The organism is Paenibacillus curdlanolyticus YK9 (genome assembly GCF_000179615.1).
In the GTDB taxonomy this organism is placed as follows: Bacteria; Bacillota; Bacilli; order Paenibacillales; family Paenibacillaceae; genus Paenibacillus_T; species Paenibacillus_T curdlanolyticus.
In genome coordinates this window covers 357932-377023 of the sequence record NZ_AEDD01000004.1, presented here as the reverse complement: position 1 = coordinate 377023, position 19092 = coordinate 357932, and the positions used below count along the sequence as shown (strand labels likewise).

At 51.1% G+C, this 19092-nt stretch carries 12 protein-coding genes, 13 tRNA genes and 1 rRNA gene (1 of these 26 running past the window's edge); 25 read left to right on the top strand and 1 reads right to left on the bottom strand.

Annotation, left to right across the window (positions count from 1 at the left end; all coding sequences use genetic code 11):
• From PAECUDRAFT_RS09495 to PAECUDRAFT_RS09460, 8 genes are all read left to right on the top strand, one after another.
• Positions 1 to 1884, top strand: a 23S ribosomal RNA gene (locus PAECUDRAFT_RS09495); it begins 1046 nt to the left of the window's first position.
• Positions 1885 to 2027: 143 nt separating this feature from the next.
• Positions 2028 to 2103 (top strand) — tRNA-Asn (locus PAECUDRAFT_RS09490).
• Positions 2104 to 2107: 4 nt separating this feature from the next.
• Positions 2108 to 2183, top strand: a tRNA-Thr gene (locus tag PAECUDRAFT_RS09485).
• A 31-nt stretch (positions 2184 to 2214) separates the two neighbouring features.
• Positions 2215 to 2289: transfer RNA gene (locus PAECUDRAFT_RS09480), tRNA-Glu, on the top strand.
• A 4-nt stretch (positions 2290 to 2293) separates the two neighbouring features.
• Positions 2294 to 2369 (top strand) — tRNA-Val (locus tag PAECUDRAFT_RS09475).
• Between the two features lie 8 nt (positions 2370 to 2377).
• A tRNA-Gln gene (locus tag PAECUDRAFT_RS09470) sits at positions 2378 to 2452 on the top strand.
• Positions 2453 to 2460: 8 nt separating this feature from the next.
• A tRNA-Lys gene (locus PAECUDRAFT_RS09465) sits at positions 2461 to 2533 on the top strand.
• Positions 2534 to 2545: 12 nt separating this feature from the next.
• A tRNA-Leu gene (locus tag PAECUDRAFT_RS09460) sits at positions 2546 to 2628 on the top strand.
• Positions 2629 to 2680: 52 nt separating this feature from the next.
• Here the strand turns inward: PAECUDRAFT_RS09460 and PAECUDRAFT_RS09455 are convergent.
• A complete protein-coding gene (locus tag PAECUDRAFT_RS09455) occupies positions 2681 to 3340 on the bottom strand; it encodes a DJ-1/PfpI family protein (RefSeq protein WP_006037905.1) in 660 nt (219 codons plus the stop codon).
• A 222-nt stretch (positions 3341 to 3562) separates the two neighbouring features.
• On the opposite strand from PAECUDRAFT_RS09455, the gene PAECUDRAFT_RS09450 reads away from it, so the two are divergent.
• The 17 genes from PAECUDRAFT_RS09450 to glmS all read left to right on the top strand — a co-directional run bounded on the left by PAECUDRAFT_RS09450 (position 3563) and on the right by glmS (position 18700).
• Positions 3563 to 4468, top strand: a complete 906-nt coding sequence (locus tag PAECUDRAFT_RS09450) for a LysR family transcriptional regulator (RefSeq protein WP_006037904.1) — start codon at positions 3563 to 3565, stop codon at positions 4466 to 4468.
• A 154-nt stretch (positions 4469 to 4622) separates the two neighbouring features.
• Positions 4623 to 5465 (top strand): ABC transporter ATP-binding protein, encoded by an 843-nt coding sequence (locus PAECUDRAFT_RS09445; RefSeq protein ID WP_006037903.1) that lies wholly within the window; start codon positions 4623 to 4625, stop codon positions 5463 to 5465.
• A gap of 287 nt (positions 5466 to 5752) precedes the next feature.
• Positions 5753 to 5827, top strand: a tRNA-Gly gene (locus tag PAECUDRAFT_RS09440).
• A gap of 6 nt (positions 5828 to 5833) precedes the next feature.
• Positions 5834 to 5910 (top strand) — tRNA-Arg (locus PAECUDRAFT_RS09435).
• An 11-nt stretch (positions 5911 to 5921) separates the two neighbouring features.
• A tRNA-Pro gene (locus PAECUDRAFT_RS09430) sits at positions 5922 to 5998 on the top strand.
• An 8-nt stretch (positions 5999 to 6006) separates the two neighbouring features.
• Positions 6007 to 6080 (top strand) — tRNA-Gly (locus PAECUDRAFT_RS09425).
• A gap of 219 nt (positions 6081 to 6299) precedes the next feature.
• Positions 6300 to 6374 (top strand) — tRNA-Gly (locus PAECUDRAFT_RS09420).
• A gap of 3 nt (positions 6375 to 6377) precedes the next feature.
• Positions 6378 to 6454, top strand: a tRNA-Arg gene (locus tag PAECUDRAFT_RS09415).
• A gap of 379 nt (positions 6455 to 6833) precedes the next feature.
• Positions 6834 to 9623, top strand: coding sequence for a phosphoenolpyruvate carboxylase (gene ppc, locus PAECUDRAFT_RS09410; protein WP_006037902.1), 2790 nt, complete (start codon positions 6834 to 6836; stop codon positions 9621 to 9623).
• Positions 9624 to 9739: 116 nt separating this feature from the next.
• Positions 9740 to 10657, top strand: a complete 918-nt coding sequence (locus PAECUDRAFT_RS09405; protein ID WP_006037901.1) for an EamA family transporter — start codon at positions 9740 to 9742, stop codon at positions 10655 to 10657.
• 2 nt (positions 10658 to 10659) lie between these two features.
• Positions 10660 to 11226: an RNA polymerase sigma factor SigW gene (sigW, locus tag PAECUDRAFT_RS09400; protein WP_006037900.1), complete on the top strand. Its 567-nt coding sequence runs from the start codon at positions 10660 to 10662 to the stop codon at positions 11224 to 11226.
• Positions 11227 to 11327: 101 nt separating this feature from the next.
• On the top strand, positions 11328 to 11951 hold the full coding sequence (locus PAECUDRAFT_RS09395; RefSeq protein WP_006037899.1) for a zf-HC2 domain-containing protein: 624 nt from the start codon (positions 11328 to 11330) through the stop codon (positions 11949 to 11951).
• Between the two features lie 254 nt (positions 11952 to 12205).
• Positions 12206 to 13042, top strand: coding sequence for a diadenylate cyclase CdaA (cdaA, locus tag PAECUDRAFT_RS09390; RefSeq protein WP_006037898.1), 837 nt, complete (start codon positions 12206 to 12208; stop codon positions 13040 to 13042).
• Positions 13035 to 14534: a CdaR family protein gene (locus PAECUDRAFT_RS09385; RefSeq protein ID WP_006037897.1), complete on the top strand. Its 1500-nt coding sequence runs from the start codon at positions 13035 to 13037 to the stop codon at positions 14532 to 14534. Before cdaA ends, PAECUDRAFT_RS09385 begins: the two co-directional genes overlap by 8 nt.
• A gap of 92 nt (positions 14535 to 14626) precedes the next feature.
• A complete protein-coding gene (gene glmM, locus PAECUDRAFT_RS09380; RefSeq protein ID WP_006037896.1) occupies positions 14627 to 15967 on the top strand; it encodes a phosphoglucosamine mutase in 1341 nt (446 codons plus the stop codon).
• 528 nt (positions 15968 to 16495) lie between these two features.
• Positions 16496 to 16738, top strand: coding sequence for a hypothetical protein (locus PAECUDRAFT_RS26805; RefSeq protein WP_456090118.1), 243 nt, complete (start codon positions 16496 to 16498; stop codon positions 16736 to 16738).
• A 129-nt stretch (positions 16739 to 16867) separates the two neighbouring features.
• Entirely contained in the window at positions 16868 to 18700 is a 1833-nt protein-coding gene (gene glmS, locus PAECUDRAFT_RS09370; RefSeq protein ID WP_040712080.1) for a glutamine--fructose-6-phosphate transaminase (isomerizing), read from the top strand.
• Positions 18701 to 19092 lie beyond the last annotated feature (392 nt).

Genomic DNA, 19092 nt, shown 5'->3' with positions numbered 1-19092 from the left:
TAAGGTCCCCAAGTGTGTGTTAAGTGGGAAAGGATGTGGAGTTGCACAGACAACCAGGATGTTGGCTTAGAAGCAGCCACCATTTAAAGAGTGCGTAATAGCTCACTGGTCGAGTGACTCTGCGCCGAAAATGTAACGGGGCTAAACACACCACCGAAGCTATGGCATGTACCAGTAGGTACTTGGGTAGGGGAGCGTTGAATGCGGGTTGAAGTCAGACCGGAAGGACTGGTGGACTGCATTCAAGTGAGAATGCCGGTATGAGTAACGAAAAGACAAGTGAGAATCTTGTCCGCCGAAAGCCTAAGGGTTCCTGAGGAAGGCTCGTCCGCTCAGGGTAAGTCGGGACCTAAGGCGAGGCCGAAAGGCGTAGTCGAAGGACAACAGGTTGATATTCCTGTACCACCGTAAACCGTTATGAGCAATGGAGTGACGCAGAAGGATAGTGACGCGGACTGATGGAATAGTCCGTCCAAGCAGTGAGGCTGATGTGTAGGCAAATCCGCACATCGTAAGGCTGGGCTGTGATGGGGAGGGAAAATTATAGTACCGAAGGTCATGTGTTCCCGCTGCCAAGAAAAGCTTCTAGCCAGGTGAAGGTGCCCGTACCGCAAACCGACACAGGTAGGCGAGCAGAGCATGCTAAGGCGCGCGGAAGAACTCTCGTTAAGGAACTCGGCAAAATGACCCCGTAACTTCGGGAGAAGGGGTGCCTCGGTAGGGTGAATAGCCCGAGGGGGCCGCAGTGAAAAGGCCCAAGCGACTGTTTAGCAAAAACACAGGTCTGTGCGAAGCCGTAAGGCGAAGTATACGGGCTGACGCCTGCCCGGTGCTGGAAGGTTAAGGGGAGTGGTTAGCCGCAAGGCGAAGCTATGAACCGAAGCCCCAGTAAACGGCGGCCGTAACTATAACGGTCCTAAGGTAGCGAAATTCCTTGTCAGGTAAATTCTGACCCGCACGAATGGCGTAACGACTTGGGCGCTGTCTCAACGAGAGATCCGGTGAAATTTTAATACCTGTGAAGATGCAGGTTACCCGCGACAAGACGGAAAGACCCCATGGAGCTTTACTGCAGCTTGATATTGGACTTTGGTACGATCTGTACAGGATAGGTGGGAGCCTAGGAAGCCTGAGCGCCAGCTTGGGTGGAGGCGCCGTTGGGATACCACCCTGATCGTATCGGAGTTCTAACCCACTACCGTGAAGCCGGTAGGGGGACCGTGTCAGGTGGGCAGTTTGACTGGGGCGGTCGCCTCCTAAAATGTAACGGAGGCGCCCAAAGGTTCCCTCAGAATGGTTGGAAATCATTCGGAGAGTGCAAAGGCATAAGGGAGCTTGACTGCGAGACCAACAAGTCGAGCAGGGACGAAAGTCGGGCTTAGTGATCCGGTGGTACCGAATGGAAGGGCCATCGCTCAACGGATAAAAGCTACCCTGGGGATAACAGGCTTATCTCCCCCAAGAGTCCACATCGACGGGGAGGTTTGGCACCTCGATGTCGGCTCATCGCATCCTGGGGCTGAAGTAGGTCCCAAGGGTTGGGCTGTTCGCCCATTAAAGCGGTACGCGAGCTGGGTTCAGAACGTCGTGAGACAGTTCGGTCCCTATCTGTCGTGGGCGTAGGAAATTTGAGAGGAGCTGTCCTTAGTACGAGAGGACCGGGATGGACGCACCGCTGGTGTACCAGTTGTTCCGCCAGGAGCATCGCTGGGTAGCCAAGTGCGGACGGGATAAGCGCTGAAAGCATCTAAGCGCGAAGCCCCCCTCAAGATGAGATTTCCCAGTATGTAAGACCCCTGGAAGACGACCAGGTTGATAGGCTCGAGGTGGAAGCGCAGCAATGCGTGCAGCTGACGAGTACTAATAGGTCGAGGGCTTATCCTAAGCGTTTTGGCGAATGCCAAAATCGCAACTTCGAGAGCATACGCTTTGCTTCTTGTATGAGAAGCAAACTTCGTGAGCAAGACTAAGCTAAGGATTCATCATTCGCATCCAGTTTTGAAGGTGGCAATTGCACCTTGTTCTGTTCCCTGATAGCTCAGTTGGTAGAGCACTCGACTGTTAATCGAGTTGTCACAGGTTCGAGTCCTGTTCGGGGAGCCATTTCGCTCTCATAGCTCAGTAGGTAGAGTGCATCCATGGTAAGGATGAGGTCACCGGTTCGATCCCGGTTGAGAGCTCCATTTTCATCTTTTTTTTATGAGCACTTATTTAGGCCCGTTGGTCAAGGGGTTAAGACACCTCCCTTTCACGGAGGTAACAGGGGTTCGAATCCCCTACGGGTCACCATTTTGGAGGCTTAGCTCAGCTGGGAGAGCATCTGCCTTACAAGCAGAGGGTCGGCGGTTCGATCCCGTCAGCCTCCACCATTCTTTATTGGGGATTAGCCAAGCGGTAAGGCAACGGACTTTGACTCCGTCATTCCCAGGTTCGATCCCTGGATCCCCAGCCATTTGTTATGAGCCATTAGCTCAGTTGGTAGAGCACCTGACTTTTAATCAGGGTGTCGTAGGTTCGAGTCCTACATGGCTCACTTTTGTATCATGCGCGTATGGCGGAATTGGCAGACGCACTGGATTTAGGTTCCAGCGGGCAACCGTGGGGGTTCAAGTCCCTCTACGCGCACCATACTAATCAACAGCAGCTCTCGAGATCATTCTCGAGAGCTTTTTTGTTGTTTCTATTTATCATAATGGATATCATTTCTATATCCCTCATACGCGTGGTTGTATTCCATTGTTCGGGCTACGTTTTCTATGAATGCTTCTTCATAACCAGCTTTGCGAAGAAGATGGAAGCCAAGCTCCATCCCGGAGGCAATGCCGCCTGCGGTAATGATTCGACCACTATCGACGACACGAGCTCGTGAGATCCGGCATGCGGGAGCGATCTGTGCCAATCGATCAATCGGCGTCTGACCCAAGGAGGAGGCCTCCAGCGCATCAGGCTCTTTACGATTGGTGGCGGATCGGCCGTTTAGAAGCCCCATTTGGCCATAGATCCAGGAACCGGTACAAACGCTCGTAAGAAGGCAATCATCGGATAATGAGTGGATGAACCGATGGAGATTGCCATTATACATTTCTTGTCTAGTCCCATAACCTCCTGGAATTAGGAAAGCATCCATTGCAGGTTTATCGTTAAACGCATAGGACGGGATGATCGTTAGACCCGTTAACGTTTGAATAGGGCGCATGGACTCGCTTATCGTGAATATATCCAATGCGGGGTCATATCGTTTAGCAACGCTAATCACACCGATAGGCGCTGAATAATCGAGTACCTCGGCATCTTTGAACAGATACACGCCAATTCGAAAGCCTTGTTTATTCATAAACATATACACACCTTTCATTGCTGGGATGGGATGAGCGGACAGGGATTAAAGAAGAACGGACGACTCCAACATGTAACGTCATCGGAATGGAACTTAAGCGAAGGGTTCGATGTTGTCTAAGGTCATCTCCACTGGTCCTAAGCATAGCATTGCTTTTAGTATTTGAATAACGAATGAATGGAATATATACTATTGATAAATGAAATAGAATGGGGATTGCAGCTCATGTATGATCGAATGGAAGGCAGGCTCGTGAAAACCTTTATTGCGTTATGGGAAGAACGTAGTATAAGCCGAGCTGCAGAGCGGCTAGGTTATGTACAGTCGACGGTAACGGTACATTTGAAGCTGTTGGAGGAGCAATTGGGGCGACAGCTGTATGTTCGGTCCTCGCGCGGCGTAACACCGACGGAATCGGGAGAGAAAGTGGCGCCATTCATGTACCGTTTCTTGCAGTTGGCTTCGACGATGGAGGAAGCGATATCAGGGGATGACAAACCTAATGGGATCGTATCGATTCGTTTATTAGAATCGTTTTATGTGTCAGAGTGGGGAAATTGGCTTGGGCGGTTTCTGCATGAATATCCGAATATCCGCGTCAAAATAGAAACGGGCTTTCAGACGGATACGGTGCAGGAAGTGCTTCGCCACCGGATTGAACTAGGCATCGTACCGATGCAGCCTGAGGCAGAGGAGCTCATATTTGAACCTCTTGTGGAGGATGAGCTCGTCATCGCTGTCTCGCAGGAATGGGGCCGTAAATGGGCCGCAGAGGGCTGGAGAGCGCTTGAAGGGGCTCCTCTGCTGTCTTTTGGCGAGCAATGCATCTATCACACAATCGGTCACAGATGGCTGCAGCAGCAGCATGCAGTTGAGCATATGGCATTGCCGAGCCTCGATATGGTGAAGCAGCTTATTCGATCCGGTCTAGGCATCGCTTGCTTGCCGCGCCGGACCATCACACAGGAGGCAGCTGAGGGGCAAATCGTCATTCTGCCTATGAATAAGCCAATGATGATAACTCATGGCATCATTACGCATCGGGAACGGTCGCTCAGTAACGCGGCACGCGTGTTTAAGGAAGCGTTAATGAAGCATTTTAATGGCACAAATGAAGAAGATGAAACATAAATGATTGACTAATGAACTGATAACGATTATCATCGTTAGTAGAGTATAATGATAATCGTTATCATCCAATGCAAACCAACGAAGACTACATATAGGAACATCCCTACAAGGGATTTAGATCGTGTGCTTGTTCAGATGAAGGAGTGACTAGATGATGATTCGACTTACGACAGCTCAGTTGGATATTTCATATGAAGATCGGATGATCGTACAAAATTTGAATATCGCGATTCCGCAGGGCAAGATTACGGCGCTTGTCGGTTCGAACGGATCGGGCAAGTCGACGATACTGAAGACGATGGCGAGGATCATGTCTCCTTCTAACGGACAGGTACTGCTAGATGGCAAGTCTATCCATAAACAATCGACGAAGGAAGTTGCGAAGCAGCTTGCGATATTGCCGCAAAATCCGACAGCGCCTGACGGCCTGACGGTTACGGAGCTCGTTTCCTACGGCCGTTTCCCTTACCAAAAGGGATTTGGGTCATTAACCAAAGAAGACCGCTCGATTGTCCAATGGGCGATTCAAGCGACGGGGATGATGGAGTTCGCAGAGCGGCCGGTAGATCAGCTGTCCGGCGGCCAGCGTCAACGGGCATGGATCGCAATGGCTTTAGCGCAAGAAACCGATATTTTGTTCTTGGATGAGCCGACTACGTTCCTCGATATGGCGCATCAGCTTGAGGTGCTGCAGCTCCTGCAGAAACTAAACGAAGAGAACAACCGAACAATTGTAATGGTCGTCCATGATCTCAATCATGCGTCACGTTATGCGCATCACATGATTGCTATTAACAAAGGTACGGTTAAAGGCGAGGGCTCCCCGGAGGAAGTAATGACGCCGCAAATTTTGCGGGACGTATTTAACATCGAAGCCGATATCGTTCGCGATCCTCGCACCGGCGTGCCGTTATGCTTGCCGTATGCGCTTGTTCATTCGCATGGAGAAGCTACGCAACAGCCTAACAGCCGTACATTGGAAGCGGCAGTGGTCTAAGCTGATGCAGCCAACGACTGCAGCGCTTGCGATTGCATGATGAATAGTTAATCGGATCAATCATTTCATGAAAGGTCGTACGACTAAGCTGCTAATTTTGGGCGAGGCTCGTACGGCTTTTTGGATGAATAGAAGTACATAATGGGCTCTTACAGAGGCTCTTGAGCAGAGAAAATAAGTATTTTAAAAAAGAATTGAAGTTTTTTCGCAAAAGGGGTTGCACTCGTTTTATTTATCTGTTATATTATTTCTTGTCGCCGCTGATAAACGCAGCGAACACACAATATGCGGAAGTGGCTCAGCGGTAGAGCATCGCCTTGCCAAGGCGAGGGTCGCGGGTTCGATTCCCGTCTTCCGCTCCATAATTAGTGCCCTTAGCTCAGCTGGATAGAGCGTTTGACTACGAATCAAAAGGTCGGGAGTTCGAATCTCTCAGGGCACGCCATTATCGTTTTACGGGATGTAGCTCAGCTTGGTAGAGCACCTGGTTTGGGACCAGGGGGTCGCATGTTCGAATCGTGTCATCCCGACCATTTATTTTGCGGGTGTAGTTCAATGGTAGAACTTCAGCCTTCCAAGCTGATAGCGTGGGTTCGATTCCCATCACCCGCTCCATTTAATGAATGACAAACTCCGAGTAGGAGTTTTTTGTTTTTTATAGTGATATTCGTTTGGAGGACCTCTTCGTTAGAAAGCATGCGAAGATGCTCATGAAATTCGTTTAAAAGTTAACGTATGAATTTACAACAAAAGAAGTACTTGCATTCGGTATTGAAAAGTTATATAATCATTTCTGTTGCTCAAGAACATAGGTGTTTAGCAACAGGCATACATGCGGAAGTGGCTCAGCGGTAGAGCATCGCCTTGCCAAGGCGAGGGTCGCGGGTTCGATTCCCGTCTTCCGCTCCATATGTGCCCTTAGCTCAGCTGGATAGAGCGTTTGACTACGAATCAAAAGGTCGGGAGTTCGAATCTCTCAGGGCACGCCATCTCATTACTTTGATAGAACGAATCAGCTCCTTGCCTTCACTGGCGAGGAGCTTTCTTGTTATTCTGGCAGATGTTGAGCATTCCCGAGGAAGCACTTCAACACATCACCGTTTTGTAGTATGATAAGAAAAGTGCAATGAAGCGCGTCCGTTTATGGCGTTTGGTCGCGAACCATTTTGTACAGCAAAATCAGCTGTGTGTGCTTGAAGCAGCAACGTCCAAATGGTTGGTGGGATTGTGGCCTGGCATGAAGCGTTTTACCCGCGCGGTTGATTTTGTTTGTGCAAAATGCAAAGGAAAAACCTTACAGACAAAGATGCATCGTGAAAGCGGCCGACCGGGAACGGCAGAAGCGATGACATCTGAAGGAGGAACAGTATGTCGGAACAGACTGCAACGAGCCTGACAGCGAACAAAGCAAATGCGAATTCTTTACTTCGCCGCGATGTCCGCTTCTTAGGCAACATTTTGGGTGAAGTGCTCGTCCATCAAGGCGGCGAAGAGCTGCTGGAGATCGTCGAGAAAATCCGTGAGATGAGTAAATCTCTGCGCGCGGAATACCTCCCGGAGCTGTATGATGAGTTCAAATCAACAATCGCTTCCTTAAGTCCTGACATTCGTCATCAGGTCATTCGGGCATTCGCATTGTATTTCCAACTCGTCAACATCGCCGAGCAAAATCATCGTATTCGCCGCAAACGCGATTACGAGCGCTCTGCGGGCGAAGGCGCTCAGCCAGGGTCGATTGAGGACGCGGTAAAAGTATTGAAAGAACGCAATATCGCGATTGAAGACGTTAAGGATATGCTGGACGGCATTTCGCTGGAGCTCGTTATGACGGCGCATCCAACGGAAGCAACGCGCCGCGCAGTATTGGATATCCACAAACGGATTGCAAGCGACGTTATGGAGCTTGATGATCCGACGCTGACGCATCGCGAACGTGAAAAGCTGCGTGAGAAGCTGCTGAATGAAGTATTCACGCTATGGCAAACGGACGAGCTTCGCGGCCGCAAACCGACCGTTATCGATGAAGTGCGCAACGGTTTGTTCTTCTTCGACGAGACGTTGTTTGAAGCGCTGCCGAACGTATACGAAGAGCTGGAGCGCTGCCTAGCGAAGTATTATCCGGAAGAGAACTGGCATGTGCCATCGTACCTGCGGTTCGGTTCCTGGATTGGCGGAGACCGTGACGGCAACCCATCGGTTAAAGCAAAAGTAACGTGGGAAACATTGACGCTGCACCGCGCTTTGGCGCTGGACAAATATAGCGAAGCGTTGCAAGATCTGATGGGGCTGCTGAGCTTTAGCACAAACATCGTTGAAGTATCGCCCGAGCTGGTGGAATCGATCCGCGCGGACCGCGAGAACGTCGAGCTGAATTGCGTTGATATCTGGCGCAACGAGCAAGAGCCGTATCGCATTAAAGTGGGATACATTTTGCAAAAGCTGGCGAACACGCGCGATGGTGCTGCGAATCGTTATGAAAGCCCAGAAGAGTTGATCGAGGATCTTAAAATCATCGATCGCAGCTTGCGTCATCATTTCGCAGACTATGCGGCAGATACGCATATTCGCAAGCTGGTTCGCCAAGTGGAGCTATTCGGGTTCCATATGTCGAAGCTAGACATTCGCCAACACAGCCAAGAGCATGAGAACGCAATGACAGAAGTGCTGCAGAAGATGCGCATTGTAGATAACTATGCTGAGCTGTCGGAGGATGCGAAGGTTGAGCTGCTGGCTAAGCTGCTTAACGATCCGCGTCCATTGACGAGCGGGCATTTGGAATATTCGGAATCGACGCGTGAATGCTTGGATGTCTATGCGACGGTATATCGTGCACAGAAGGAATTCGGCATTAACTGCATTTCAAGCTACCTGATCAGTATGACGGAAGCGGCGAGCGACATGCTTGAAGTCATGGTGTTCGCTAAGGAAGTCGGTCTGTTCCGTAAAGAAGCGGACGGCTCGGTACGTTGCACGCTGCAATCCGTGCCGCTGTTTGAAACGATTGACGACCTGCATGCAGCGCCAGGCATTATGAAGAAGCTGTTCGAGCTGCCGATTTACCGTGAAGCTGTTTCGGCTATGGGCGAAGTCCATGAAATCATGCTGGGCTATTCCGATAGCAACAAGGACGGCGGAGTCGTAACCGCAAACTGGGAGCTGCGCGTAGCGTTGAACGACATTACGGCTTCGGCGGGTGAATTCGGCGTGAAGCTGAAATTCTTCCACGGCCGCGGCGGTGCGCTTGGACGCGGCGGCATGCCGCTGAACCGCAGCATTTTGGCACAGCCTCCTCATACGATTGGCGGCGGTATCAAAATTACGGAGCAAGGCGAAGTATTGTCCTCGCGTTACGGCTTGCATGATATTGCATACCGCAGCCTTGAGCAAGCGACTTGGGCGCTTATCACTGCGGCGCGTCTGGCGAAATACCCAGAGCAAATGCCGAAGGTTGAAACGGATTGGGACGATATTGCACGCAGCATCTCCGAGACGGCGCTTCATAAGTATCAGGATCTGATCTTCCGCGATCCGGACTTCATGACGTTCTTCAAGGAATCGACGCCTCTGGCCGAGGTAGGCGAGCTGAATATCGGATCGCGTCCTTCGAAACGGAAGAACAGCGACCGGTTTGAGGATCTGCGCGCAATTCCATGGGTATTCGCATGGACGCAAAGCCGCTACTTGCTGCCGGCATGGTATGCTTCAGGCTATGCAATCGAGCAGTTCGTTCAAGGCGACAACGGACGCATGCAGAAGCTTCGTGACATGTACACGCGCTTCCCGTTCTTCCGCTCGCTAATTGACAACCTGCAAATGGCGCTGGCGAAAGCAGATCTGCTGATCGCTCGCGAATATGCGGGTATGATTAAAGACGGCACGATTCGCGATCGCATTTTCGGGCAAATCGAAGAAGAGTATGCGCGTACGCTGCGCCTCATCCTCGACATTACGGGACAATCGGAAATTTTGGATAATGTACCGGTTATTCAAGAATCGATTCGTCTGCGTAACCCGTACGTCGATCCGCTCAGCTACCTGCAAGTGCAGCTGCTGACCGAGCTTCGCTCGATTCCTGACGATAGCGGCGATGCAGAACTCCTGCGTGAAGTGCTGCTTACGATCAACGGAATTGCAGCTGGACTGCGCAATACGGGCTAATGCTGTAAAGCATATTTGCTGTAGCAGCATAATATGGATATGGTTTTCAAGGTCGGGATCAGGGCGGCGATATGCCGTGCTGCCCGGCCTTTTGTGCGGTTGGAGGAGGGAAGCAATTGAAAGCACCTGGGTATGGCTTAGCAGTTTTATTTGTGCTGCTGGGGGCATCAAGCTACGGTTTCTTATCGCCCATTGTGAAGCTCACGTATGATCAGGGGTACACATTCGAGCAAATTACGGTTCATCAGGTGGGAATCGGGGCTATTTTGTTGTGGATCATGGTACTGTTGCGACGCGACGTTTGGTCTAACCCGTTTCGAGGTCCATGGATAAAGCTAGCTTCTATCGGGATTTTTGGCATGGGGGCAACAACGATCCTGTACAACTTGGCGTTAGCTCGACTGGATGCTTCGCTCGCGATCGTCTTGCTTTTTCAGTTTACGTGGATTACGATTCTAATAGACAGCATTTGGAACCGAAAATGGCCAAATCGATGGCATTGGATCGCCATTGCCATTGTACTCGCAGGTACCGTGCTTGCGGTTGGGGTAACAAGCGATGGGATCGATCGGCTTGCTTCCATCGGAACGGTGTATGGATTACTGTCTGCAATCACCTACAGCTTGTTCCTGTGGCTTACGGGCAGGGTGGATACAGCAGGCGATCCCGTTATAAAGTCTGCTTTTATTACAACAGCATCGCTGGTGCTCGTTGTCGTGTTATATGGGTGGCACGCAGGCGCAGGGGAGCGTGAGCTTCAGATGGCTGGTATCGGGCTGGTGCTGGGGACGCTTGGACAGGTTTTCCCAACGGTCTTATTTTCGATCGGTATTCCGAGAATCGGGAGCAGCTTAGCCTCTATGCTGGGATCAATAGAGCTGCCCGTCGCGGCATGTGCAGCTTGGCTTATAGCAGGAGAACGGATTAGCATGTGGCAGACGTTCGGCATCGTACTCATTTTGTGCGGCATTGTAGTGGCCGAGCGGCGATCCGGCAATAGAACGGAGGAGCAATCGTCACGTCTGGGGGAATAACGGTGATATCAGTAGAAGCGAGATTAGCCAGACTGGCGCTCAAGGGCGATCAGCAGGCATTCGCCGAGATCGTGGATATGTATCAGGACAAGCTCTATCATATGGCTTACCGCATGCTTTATAATCGGCAGGAAGCGGAAGACGTCGTGCAGGATACGTTTCTTCGCGTTTATCGCAATCTGGATCGTTACGATGAATCGTTAAAATTTTCGACCTGGATTTATCGAATCGCGACGAATTTATGCATTGACCGGCTGCGGCGCAGAAAACCGACTTATTCACTGGATGCAGAGTCGACGGATCATGAGGGATTGGACGGCTATTCGATGGTGCCAAGCGATAACCGGACGCCGGAGAGCGAAACGATGCTGTCGGAGACGCAGCGAATCATTCACCAAGCGATTGAAACGCTGCCTGCCAAATATAAGTCGGTTATGGTCCTTCGTTATTTGCAGGAGATGTCGCTGCAGGAAATCGGCGACGTATTGGACATGCCGGTGACGACGATCAAAACGCGGGTGCATCGCGGGCGTGAATTTTTGCGTAAAAGACTAGAGCATAAATTGTAAAAAAAGCGGAATGTACAGGAATTGAAACGTCCTGACAGGTCCGAGCGTATTGTATAGCAATGACCTGATGTTTAAGCGTGAAGGGGAAAGGAATGGCTGCCATGAATTGCAACGTCGCCACCGTATGGATGCATGATTATTTGGACGGCGAATTGCCTCAACAAGATGTTCGTGAGCTTAAGGCTCACCTGTTGGAATGTCCATCATGTCGAATGAAATTCGAGCAATTAGATCGAACGGAATCGCTGCTGTCATCAGCGATGCACGCGCGCGGATCGATCGAACCGGAGCAGTCGGCACGCCTGAATGAACGGATTATGGCTGCCTTGCCGAAGCGACGCAGGCAGTCGCCATGGATAAGCTGGGTAAGGAATCATCCTGCGGCTACGGTTGCAGCGCTCTTCTTATTCGTCATGCTGTCCAGCTTCCTATCGATGTGGCATCAGGGCGGAGAGTTGATCGTGAGAGGCCAGGATTTGCAGTCGGTCGTCATCCAAGGGGATAAAGTTATCGTGCCTGCAGGAACGAAGGTCCACGGCGATTTGACCATTGAGAACGGGATTGCAGAGGTGCAGGGCGATGTAGACGGCAATGTGACCGTTATTGACGGATCGCTGCAGTTAGCCTCGACGGCGCATATCGCAGGCTCAAGCCGAACGATTGACCGAGCGCTCGATTGGTTCTGGTACAAAGTGACGGAGACGGTTACCGATATAGCTAAATAATAATGATAAGTGCCTTCCGATAAACGGTAGGCACTTTTTTTCTTTCATAAGAAGGATTTACATTTCTCTTTCTAGAAAATAATAAGGTTGACTCTTGAAGCAGTTATAGCTCTACAATGGCTATACTGTATACAGTCTAACGGGCGCGAGGCCGATAAAATAAAGATATAGCGCCTATTTTGGGCGAATTGTGCTTCAAATGCGCGTCAAATAGGCATCAGATGGGTAATTGTCGCTTGGGGGCCTGCGAACTGATGAATTATTTTAACGACATAAGCTGGCAGAACGGCATTAAAGATCTAATCGATATTGCGGCTGTCAGTTACATCATATATAAATTGATTTTACTCGTACGGGGTACGCGCGCGATCCAATTGTTAAAGGGTATTCTGGTATTGGTCGCGACTTGGGCGCTGAGCACTTGGCTGAATTTGGGTACGCTTAAATGGATGATGAACCAAATGTTCACGTTCGGCGTATTAAGCGTGTTGATTATTTTTCAGCCGGAGCTTAGGCGTGCGCTGGAGCAACTGGGCCGAGGCAAGTTGTTTGGACGTTCGACGGGGCTGGAGCGGGATCTGATTAACGAACGGATTAAGGAAATTATTAAAGCCGTCAATTATATGTCCAAGCGTAAAATCGGGGCATTGATCGTGTTTGAGCGCATGACAGGCGTGAATGAGTTTATCGAGTCTGGCATCGGGATGGAGTCGCGAATTAGCGCGGAGCTCCTCATTAACATTTTTACGCCGAATACGCCTCTTCACGACGGGGCTGTCATCATTCGCGCGAATCAAATCATGGCGGCCGCGTGTTACTTGCCATTATCGGAAAATCCGTTCATCAGCAAAGAGCTTGGAACGCGGCACCGGGCCGCGATCGGCGTAAGCGAAGGCTGTGATGCGATCTCCGTTGTTGTTTCAGAGGAAACGGGACAGGTGTCGTTGTGCTTGAACGGAATGATTGTACGCGACATTAAGGAAGAATCGTTAATCTCGAAGCTGTTCGAAGAGCTCATGCCAGCGAACAGCCAAGGGGAGAAAGCGAAAACCTCTTTCTGGCGGCGGAAGGGGGACAACGGGAATGGATAAATGGCTAACACATCCGACCGCTCTCAAAATTTTATCCGTCCTCATCGCATTGATGCTGTGGGCGGTAGTTCATTTTGACCCAGAATCGAACCCGAATGCTACGATCACAACGAACGAATCGCATGTCATCGACGCTGTGAAAATCAAAACAATCGGTCTTGACGAAAAAACGCGAGCACTGCGTGCTATCGATCCAGGTGCGGTTAAGTTGGTCGTAAGCGGCTCTCGGGCCCGTCTAGCGGCGGCGTCGCCGGATGATTATGTGGTTTCGGCTAATTTATCTGATGTACCTAACGGCGTCCATGAGGTCGTATTATCAGTCGAGCTGCCGCGGGGCGTAGAGCTTGTGAAAATGACGCCGAATCGAGCGACCGTACAGATCGAGCCGATGCAGACGAAGGAATTCGAGGTTCAGGTGCTGACAGAAGGGGCGCCGGCTAATGGTTACAAGGCAGGCGAGCCGATCGTGAAGCCGAACAATCGCGTACATGTCACGCTGCCAGAGGACGAGCTCGAGACAGTAGGCGCTGTTGCGGTCAACGTGAACGTCAACGGCGAGGAAGAGACAGTCAGCGAGAAGCGGGCGCGCGTCATCGTCTATGACAATGATGGCAAAGAGCTGAAGGATGCGGTCGTGAGCCCAAGCGTTGTCGAGGTGGAAGTGCCGATTACGAAGCCGTTTAAGCAATTGCCGCTTCAGATCGGATTTACGGGCGCTCTGCCTGCAGGTTTAAGTATTGCCAAGCTGGAGCTGTCCACGGAGCAAGTGACGGTCTACGGTCCTCAGAACGAGCTGGACAAGCTGGAGTTCTATGATGGCGTAATAGTAGATTTGGACAAGGTGACCGGCTCGGGTACCTATACTTATGATATCAAGCCGATCGACGGCATTGCCGCAGTAGATCCGAAGACGGTATCGGTCAGCATTACCGTGGAAGAGACGAGCAGTCGATTAATCGAACGCGTACCGGTTACGTTGAGCGGTCTAGCCGATGGAATGTCAGCCAATGTACTGATTCCGACAGATGGATTAGTTGATGTCACTGTTCGTGGCGCGCCGACGTTGCTGACTGGTTTGAAGGAGTCGGATGTTCAAGCCGTTGCACGGCTGGAATCGCTAGGCGTTGGCCAGCACGAGGTGACGCTCGATATTCACTTGCCGAACTATGTAAGCCCAGATACGGCTCCGGTTAAGGTGACGGTCGATATTATCGATGATAAAGCGGCTTCAACGAAGCCGAAGGACACGAAACCGGCCGATAAGGAGCCTCCGGCAGGCCCTGTAGATGCTACGCCTGTCATTAAGCCAGAGGATGATGAGGCAGCAGATGCGGCTACGGATGCAGGCAGCACGAATAGTGCTGACACAGGGACTGATTCGGCCGTGGGAAGTAATGCCGGTAGTTCTGAAGCGGGTGCGGCAGCTGGAACGGACACTGGTGCATCCAGCGACAGCAGCATAACCGATAACGTTAATGCTTCCAACTATTAATAGGGTTAAGGTATGATAGAGGCGGGAGAGCACGGGGGTACTCACCGCCAGGCTATTGCATATATTTAGATACAGAAGGGGAATTGACATTCATGGGTAAATATTTTGGAACAGACGGCGTGCGCGGGGTTGCTAACCGTGAATTGACGCCAGAGCTGGCTTATAAAATCGGACGCTGCGGCGGTTATGTACTCGCAGGTCAAGCAGATAAACCAAAGGTTGTAATCGGTCTGGATACGCGTATTTCGGGTCCTATGCTGGAGGCGGCGCTTATTGCGGGCTTGTTGTCCATCGGCGCAAGCGTTGTTCGCATCGGCGTCGTATCGACGCCTGCTGTGGCGTATTTGACGCGCGAGCTGAAGGCAGACGCAGCGGTCATGATTTCAGCTTCGCATAACCCGGTAGCGGATAATGGCATTAAATTTTTCGGCGGCGACGGCTTCAAGCTGTCGGATGAGACTGAGCTTGAAATCGAGCGTCTGATGGATGCAGAGATCGATGAGCTTCCTCGCCCAGAGGGCGGCGATATCGGTACGGTAACGTCCGACGATACGGCGAAGTACCGTTACCTTGAGTTTTTGAAAACGACGATCCAATCGTCGTTCGAAGGCGTAAAAGTTGTACTCGACTGCGCACACGGCTCCGCATACGAGCTGGCGCCGCGCGTATTCCGCGAGCTTGGCGCTGAGGTGATTACGGTTGGCGCAGAGCCAAACGGCCGCAACATCAACGATGGCGTAGGCTCGACGCATCCTGAGTATTTGCGTGATCAAGTACTCAAGCATGGCGCACAGCTTGGCTTGTCGTTCGACGGCGATGCGGATCGGTTGATCGCAATTGACGAGAACGGCGAGGAAGTCGACGGCGATTATATTTTGTGCATTTGCGGCGATGCCATGCGTCGTCAAGGCAGACTTCAAGGCGAGACGATTGTAACGACGGTTATGGCGAATATCGGCTTCTTCAAAGCGACGGAAAAGCTGGGGCTGAAAACGGCGCAGACGGCAGTTGGCGATCGTTACGTAATGGAAGAAATGCGCCGCGGCGGATTTAATCTTGGCGGCGAGCAATCGGGCCATGTTATTTTCCTCGATTACAACACGACGGGCGACGGTATTCTGACCGCTATGCAGCTGGTCGATACGCTCGTGCAATCAGGCAAGAAGCTGAGCGAGCTGAAGCAGCTTATGCGCAAATACCCGCAGGTGCTGGTCAATGTGCGCGTAGCTGACAAAACGCTGTACAACGATAACGCAGCAATCGCGGAAGCGGTTAGCGCAGTCGAAGCCGAGCTGGGCGACAACGGCCGCGTGCTCGTGCGTCCTTCCGGTACGGAATCGCTTATCCGCGTAATGGCGGAAGGTCCCGATAAGGATCAAGTCGAAGCATACGTTCACCGCATCGTGGACGTTGTGAAGACGCAGCTGGGCTAGTTCGATACAAGAAAACGAACTCTAATCGTACGAATAAACGCGGATGAATGGTGGAGCAAGCACGCCGTTCATCCGTTTTTAGAAGACAGCAGTATGTGAAGAAGTCGTAAAGGAGTGTTTCAACAAAGCAGTAGAACGTAAAGCGTGTCCCCAAAGGGGACGAAAGCGACTCCTAGCACCAAGCCGGGAAGAATCGCATATACCATATGCTTACAATCAAACATAACTGGGTAAATCCGAATTAAAGCGTGTCCCAAAGGGACGAAAGCGAGCACACGTACCCTACCAGCCCAACAAGGCTTCCGGTGTCCAGAGGATGGAATCCTCGGAGCCCGCCCTGGCGAGGGAGGGATTGGGAGGGTCGCCTTAAGAATTTTGTTGCGAAATGTCGGGAAAGTGAATATGATAGGGATTATGATTCTGGAATTGAAAGCGAGGGTCGGGGTTTTCATAAAGCAACACAAGCGCCAGAGCTTGCGACATGGAAAGCGCTGCAACAAACCATTCCCATCGGAGGGAAGAGCGGCTGTGCAAGCTGACGAGGTGGAGGCGTTCGAGTTTTTCGGCGGGGACCTCCCGGTACACATTCATACCGTAAGCCGTTACGTAAAACGACGCGGGCGACCGGTCGGACAATCGTGCGGCGGAGTGGATAGCAAGACATGTACAAACAGACGAAGCAGCGTGTCGACGGATGATGGAGCATCCTCGAAGACGGGTACAGGCTCAGTCTGCCTTATTTTAGCGATTCAAAACATTAAACAACCCTAACGTCCGCGATGCCGCTTAAGCGATCGAATGGGCAGGAGGGTAATGAACGATGAACTTCATACCGTTCTGCCGCGCAGCGGGCATTCGCAGGTCGAGGGAAATTCGAACCTAACGGAGGTCTATATTTATATGTGCGGAATTGTAGGATATATTGGTAATCGTAACTCGCAGGAAATTTTGATCGAGGGTCTGAAGAAGCTGGAGTACCGTGGGTATGACTCCGCTGGTATCGCAGTATTCACGGGCAATACACTGGAAATTCGCAAGTCGAAAGGCCGTCTTGCTGTGCTGGAAGGCCAGCTTCAAGAGGAGCCGCTTGCTGGCTCTGTCGGAATCGGTCACACGCGTTGGGCGACGCACGGCAAGCCTTCGGATGTGAACTCGCATCCCCATACGGACAATTCCTCGAAATTCTCGGTCGTGCACAACGGCATCGTCGAGAACTATCTGGACCTGAAAGACGAACTCGCAGCTAAAGGCCACAACTTCGTGTCGGAAACGGATACGGAAGTTATTGCGCATCTCGTAGCTGATGAATATGACGGCAACATCGTAGAAGCTGTACAACGTGCAGTGAAGCGCATGCGCGGTGCTTTTGCACTCGGCGTTTTGACGGAATTCGAGCCTACTAAGCTCGTTGCGGTTCGTTTTGCGAGCCCGCTCGTCATTGGTATCGGAGAAGGCGAGAACTTCATCGGATCGGATATTCCGGCAATTCTCGAGCATACGCGTAATGTGTATATTTTGAACGACGGCGAGATGGCCGTTTTGACACGTGATGGTGTCGAACTGATGACGACAGAGGGCGAATTTATTTCCAAGGAAATATTCCATGTCGATTGGGATCTCGTTACGGCAGAGAAAGCCGGATTCGATCACTTTATGCTGAAAGAAATTTACGAGCAGCCTAAGGCATACCGTGACACAATGCGCGGACGCGTGTCGGAAGACAACAATTCGGTGTCGTTGACGGAAATCGGCATGACGGCGGAGCAAGTGAAAGGCATTCGCAAAGTGCATATCGTTGCTTGCGGCACGGCTTATCATGCAGGCTTGGTCGGCAAAACGGTAATCGAGCGCATGGCTCGCATTCCAGTGGAGACGGATGTAGCTTCGGAATATCGCTATCGTTCGCCAATCATCACGCCGGATACGCTCGTTATCGTTGTTAGCCAATCCGGTGAAACGGCAGATACGCTTGCAGCACTGCGTGAAGCAAAACGCAACGGCGCGCGCGTACTGGCGATCACGAACGTTGTAGGCAGCTCGGTCGCTCGCGAAGCGGATGATGTGCTTATCACATGGGCAGGTCCAGAGATCGCTGTAGCATCGACCAAAGCGTACACGTCGCAGCTGATCGCGTTCTACCTGTTCGGCGTCTACTTGGCACAAACGCTCGGAACGATGGAGCAAGCGGCTATTACGGAAGTGCTAACGGCTATGCAGCAGCTGCCTGAGCAAGTCGAAGCGGTTCTGGAGCAATCCGCTGTACTGAAGCAAGTTGCGGATTCGATCGCTGTTCACAAAAACCTGTTCTTCATCGGCCGCGGCGTTGACTTCGCAGTCGCGCAAGAAGGCTCCTTGAAGCTCAAAGAGATTTCGTACATCCACTCCGAAGCTTACGCAGCAGGCGAGCTGAAGCACGGCACGCTGGCGCTGATCGAGGACGGTATCCCGGTTATCGCGCTCGTAACGCAAGAAGAGCTGTACGAGAAAACGTTAAGCAACATTAAAGAAGTCAAAGCGCGCGGCGCACACGTGCTCGCAATCGCGAACGCAGGCAGCGAAGTGGAAGTCAGCAAGTCGGTCGACGAGCTGTTCGCTATTCCGAAAACACTGCCAATCCTGTCGCCTGCTGTCTCGGTTATTCCGCTGCAGCTGATCTCTTACTATGCATCGCTTGCTGTCGGTAATGACGTGGATAAACCGCGTAACTTGGCGAAGAGTGTTACGGTGGAGTAAAATAGGAGAAAGTTCAGATAAGACTGTTCAGTGATAAAAAAGTCTGGAACCAGTAAAAGATGACTGGAACTAGTAAAAGAACTATGGAACCAGTAAAAGATGTGTGGAACCGATAAGCAAGATGATTGACATCTAGAAGGGAGCCCGAGGGGAATAATTCGGCGCTCCCTTTTAATTTGTTTAGAAGTTAATATTCACATACGACTTCATTACGGTGGTGAAACTGTTGAGTGGCATTGGCTATTCCAAATAATAAAAATTTCGATTCATTAAAAAATGACATCAATTTAATTAGATTATTATCTTTTACACTGATGACGAAAAAGTAAATACGGAAAACTACAGCAACAAAGAAGAGTCTGTAAAATACTTTGTGTAAACTCCAAAACCTA

Bases quoted from the DNA above. Each gene is read 5' to 3' on its own strand.
- cdaA (WP_006037898.1), top strand. From the start codon at position 12,206: ATGAATTATTTTAACGACATAAGCTGGCAGAACGGCATTAAAGATCTA.
- ppc (WP_006037902.1), top strand. From the start codon at position 6,834: ATGTCGGAACAGACTGCAACGAGCCTGACAGCGAACAAAGCAAATGCG.
- glmM (WP_006037896.1), top strand. From the start codon at position 14,627: ATGGGTAAATATTTTGGAACAGACGGCGTGCGCGGGGTTGCTAACCGT.
- PAECUDRAFT_RS09395 (WP_006037899.1), top strand. From the start codon at position 11,328: ATGAATTGCAACGTCGCCACCGTATGGATGCATGATTATTTGGACGGC.
- glmS (WP_040712080.1), top strand. From the start codon at position 16,868: ATGTGCGGAATTGTAGGATATATTGGTAATCGTAACTCGCAGGAAATT.
- PAECUDRAFT_RS09445 (WP_006037903.1), top strand. From the start codon at position 4,623: ATGATTCGACTTACGACAGCTCAGTTGGATATTTCATATGAAGATCGG.
- PAECUDRAFT_RS09385 (WP_006037897.1), top strand. From the start codon at position 13,035: ATGGATAAATGGCTAACACATCCGACCGCTCTCAAAATTTTATCCGTC.
- PAECUDRAFT_RS09455 (WP_006037905.1), bottom strand. From the start codon at position 3,340: ATGTTTATGAATAAACAAGGCTTTCGAATTGGCGTGTATCTGTTCAAA.
- PAECUDRAFT_RS09450 (WP_006037904.1), top strand. From the start codon at position 3,563: ATGTATGATCGAATGGAAGGCAGGCTCGTGAAAACCTTTATTGCGTTA.